This window comes from Mycobacterium arosiense ATCC BAA-1401 = DSM 45069 (assembly GCF_002086125.1).
In the GTDB taxonomy this organism is placed as follows: Bacteria; Actinomycetota; Actinomycetes; order Mycobacteriales; family Mycobacteriaceae; genus Mycobacterium; species Mycobacterium arosiense.
In genome coordinates, this window is the sequence record NZ_MVHG01000159.1 from 1 (window position 1) to 3,939 (window position 3,939).

At 60.1% G+C, this 3,939-nt stretch carries 3 protein-coding genes and 1 pseudogene; all 4 read left to right on the top strand.

The features are described 5' to 3' along the window. On the top strand, positions 1-926 hold a 926-nt coding region (locus tag BST14_RS27530; RefSeq protein WP_245845798.1), incomplete at its 5' end, for a thioesterase domain-containing protein. A 66-nt stretch (positions 927-992) separates the two neighbouring features. Next, positions 993-1,814, top strand: coding sequence for an aspartyl/asparaginyl beta-hydroxylase domain-containing protein (locus tag BST14_RS27535; RefSeq protein ID WP_083067426.1), 822 nt, complete (start codon positions 993-995; stop codon positions 1,812-1,814). A gap of 4 nt (positions 1,815-1,818) precedes the next feature. Beyond that, positions 1,819-3,330, top strand: coding sequence for an MFS transporter (locus BST14_RS27540; protein WP_438502213.1), 1,512 nt, complete (start codon positions 1,819-1,821; stop codon positions 3,328-3,330). Positions 3,331-3,872: 542 nt separating this feature from the next. Beyond that, positions 3,873-3,939: pseudogene (locus BST14_RS29925) on the top strand (MbtH family NRPS accessory protein); the annotation flags it as partial.

Here is a 3,939-nt window from a genome sequence, read left to right on the forward strand (position 1 = left end):
GCGGAGACTCACTATCCGCAATGCGAGTCATCGCCGGCGTCAACAGCGCCCTGAATGCGCACCTCGCGGTGCGCACCTTATTCCAGGCGCCATCGGTGAGAAGCTTGAGCCAGCAGTTGGGCCAAGCCGCCAGCGAGGTGGATGTCGTCCCTGTTGAGTTCCTCAAGCAGGGCGCCGGTCTTCCGCTGTTTTGCATTCATCCCGCGAGTGGGCTGGTTTGGCCGTATCACGCGCTGGGCAATTATCTGGATTGCCCGCTCATTGGAATTCAACAAACCCCGCAAAATGGCGAAGCCGAACCTGCGTCGATCCTCGAGATGGCGAAAACCTATGCCGACCGGATCCAAGAGGTTGATCCTAACGGACCCTACAAACTTCTCGGTTGGTCTTTTGGAGGTGTCGTCGCCCATGAAATTGCCGTCGAGCTTCAGCGACGCGGATACGCGGTCGCACACCTCATCCTTCTCGACGCTTTACTCATCAACGAAAGCAGCGATGTCCCGAATAGCGCTACTTTAGTCGAGAAAGCACTTGAAGAAGTCTTGCGGTTCTGTCGTGTAGATATTCCCGATCAGGATGCGCCGCTGACCTATGAGCGGGTAGAAGAACTGCTTCGTGAGCGAGGGATTGTCGACTTTCCCCTATACAAGCCGCTGCTCGATCTGATTGTTCGAAACGACGAGACGAATATCGCGTTGGCGCGAGCCCACGAACCCGGTGTCTTCAATGGTGACGTGATCACGTTCTCCGCGAGGCCGGACGAGGGCGATCAGAGTATGCAGGATTGGCGACCTTATGTCACCGGCGACATTAACGACTATCTGGTCGACTGTGTGCATCAAGAAATGATGAGTACCGAATCGCTCACCCTGTATGGCCAACAACTCAGACTGCTATTAGAAACCGAAGGTGCGTGCATAGAATGATGCAGCAACAATGCTTTCCCGGATTTGGGCAAGATTGATATCACACTCAGAGAGGGGCTAGGCTCCATGCAAAAAATCGAGAAGGATTTGTTCGGTCGCGTTGTGGAGAGCGCGACGCCGCCGCAAGGAGTTTTGTTGCGAACGCGCATCTGGCTCTACCAGTTCATACAGAATGCGTTCTTCAAGTTTGAAAACTTCATCGGTCGCGCCTCGACGCACGGCGACCATGAGTTTTTCGATCCCAAGGACTTCCCCTGGGTTGAGGCGGTCGAGTCTGACTGGCGCAAGGTCCGTGCCGAGCTCGATGCGCTTCTACCTTATGCAGCCAATATCCCAGCCTTCCAGGAACTCCAGCCGGCCCAGAAGGCGCTCACCCAAGATGACGGCTGGAAAACGTTCTTCTTTTACGCCTACGGTCTCAAGGCGCGGGGGAATTGCCGCCGCTGTCCGGAAACGACCAAGCTGCTCAAGCAGATACCGGGCATGAAGACCGCGTTCTTTTCCATCCTCGCGCCTGGCAAGCACCTGCCGCCACATCGTGGTCCTTGGAAGGGTGTGCTCCGCCTTCACCTCGCGCTGCTCATTCCCGAGCCGGCCGATATGTGTGCCATCCGAGTCGGATCGCAGACCCGTAACTGGCAGGAGGGCAAGGTGATGATCTTCGACGACACCTTCGAGCACGAGGCGTGGAACCGGACGGACGGCGTCCGGGTGGTCCTTTTTGTCGACATCATGCGCCCGATGCGCTTCCCGGCGAATGTGGTGAACGCGGTGTTCACGTCGGTGATTGCGATGCCCTTCGTGCCTCTTACCGGCCTCGCCGGCAACTATCTTCGCTGGGAAAAGCGTTTCGAGGCCCTCGTCAATCAGGGCGCCCAGGCGAAGTAGCGGTTTGAAGATGTCTACCGAACCGACCACGCTCCATCCTACGAAGAGACGCGTTCCGGCTTTGCTGCGGTCGCGCCGGTTCGCGGTGATCATCGCGATCGGCGGCATGCAGCTGATGGTGGCGATGGACGGCCCCGTCGCGATCTTCGCACTCCCCAGGATCCAGAACGAGCTGGGCCTGTCGGACGCCGGGCGGAGCTGGGTGATTACCGCCTACATGCTGACCTTTGGTGGCCTGATGCTGCTGGGTGGCCGCCTGGGTGACACTGTCGGCCGCAAGCGCGCTTTCATCGTCGGGGTCGCGCTGTTCACTTTCGCTTCGACGTTGTGCGGCATCGCCTGGGACGGAAGCACGTTGATATCGGCGCGGCTGCTGCACGGCGCGGCCGCCGCTATCATCGCACCGACCAATTTGGCGCTGATAGCGACCACGTTCCCGAAGGGGTCGACACGCAATACCGCGACTGCGGTTCTCGGCGCGATGACCGGTCTCGGCGGGGTGCTAGGCCTGGTCGTGGGCGGGGCGCTCACCGACGTGTCGTGGCGGCTGGCGTTTTTGGTGAACGTACCGATCGGGCTGGCGGTTATCTACTTGGCGGTCCTCACGCGGCAGGAAACGCAGAAGGAGCGGATGAAGCTCGACGCCACAGGGGCTGTACTGGCCACTTTGGCCTGTACCGCCGCCGTGTTCGGCCTCTCTATGGGTCCGGAAGTGGGTTGGCGGTCGGCCACCACGATCGGTTCAGGCTTGGTGGCTCTAGCCGCTTTCGTAGCGTTCGTCGTAGTGGAGCGCACCGCCGAGAACCCCATCGTGCCGTTCAACTTGTTCTTCGACCGCAACCGCCTGGCCGCGTTCGCGGTGACGTTTCTTGCCGGTGGAGTGTTTTTCACCCTGACCGTGCTAGTCGGCCTGTACGTGCAGACCATCATGGGCTACAGTCCGCTACGCGCCGGCATCGCCTTCATTCCGTTCGGCATCGGGGTGGCCATCGGGGTGGGTATGGCGTCGAAGCTGGTGATGTGGTTCCCGCCGCGGGGGGTGGTGATCGCCAGCGGCAGTTTGATTCTGGTCGCGGCGCTGTACGGCGCGACACTCAACGCCAAAATTTCATACTTCCCGAATCTTGTGTTGCCGCTCCTCATTGGCGCTACTGGTCTCGGCGCGATCTTCGTCCCGCTCACGCTATCGGTGATCGCCAGCGTCGGCTTCGACCGCATCGGGCCCACGTCAGCGATTTCAGTGATGCTGCAGACCTTGGGCGGACCACTGGTTTTGGTCATCGTCCAGGCCGCCATCACGTCGCGCACGCTATCCCTGGGCGGCACTCTCGGCCCTGTGAAGTCCATGAACGCCGCTCAGTTGCATGCGCTGGACCGCGGCTACACCTACGGAATGCTGTGGCTGGCAGGGGTAGTGGTGCTGCTCAACGCGGTGGCGCTGCTGATCGGGTACACCGCCGCGCAGGTGGCCCACGCGCAGGAAGTCAAGAAAGCCATCGACTCCGGGGAACTGTAACCCGCAGCCGGTTACGTGTCTACTTAACGCCGACGAGACTGCTTGTCGCAGCCCCGAGGGTGTCGGATGTCCCTAGCGGATCATGCGATGCCCGTAGGCAAAGAGCAGGCGGCACCGGCTCGCCCACACCAATGTGGCACAGTCCGAGGGCAAATGACGAGTTCAGCCCGCCGTACGCAATGTCCAGCAACGGCCGTCATGGACGTCGCGGCTGAGGTTCGAGCCCCTGCGTAGCCGGCCAAAGCCGACACACTCGACGAAACACACTGTTGCAGAGGGCAATCCGCGCTAGCACGCGCGTCTTCGGTGAGCGTTTGCCTGTCACGACGCACGCCACTCTGTTGGTTTGTGGCCACCACTCTATGTGCGCGTATTGACTACGCGACCCGGCTTAATAAGCCAGACAGCGGGTTTGAAACGCATAACGCTTTGGGTCATGCAACGGGCCGGGACCGTTGTCAGCCCATGCCCTAGAGCAACTGGCCGATATGGCTAGTGCAGCGAAGTGTTCGACCCATGCCAAGCGAAACTATGGAGGTTCGGTGAGTACTAACCCGTTCGACGATGACAAAGGCAGCTTTTTTGTCCTGATCAACGACGAAGAGCAGC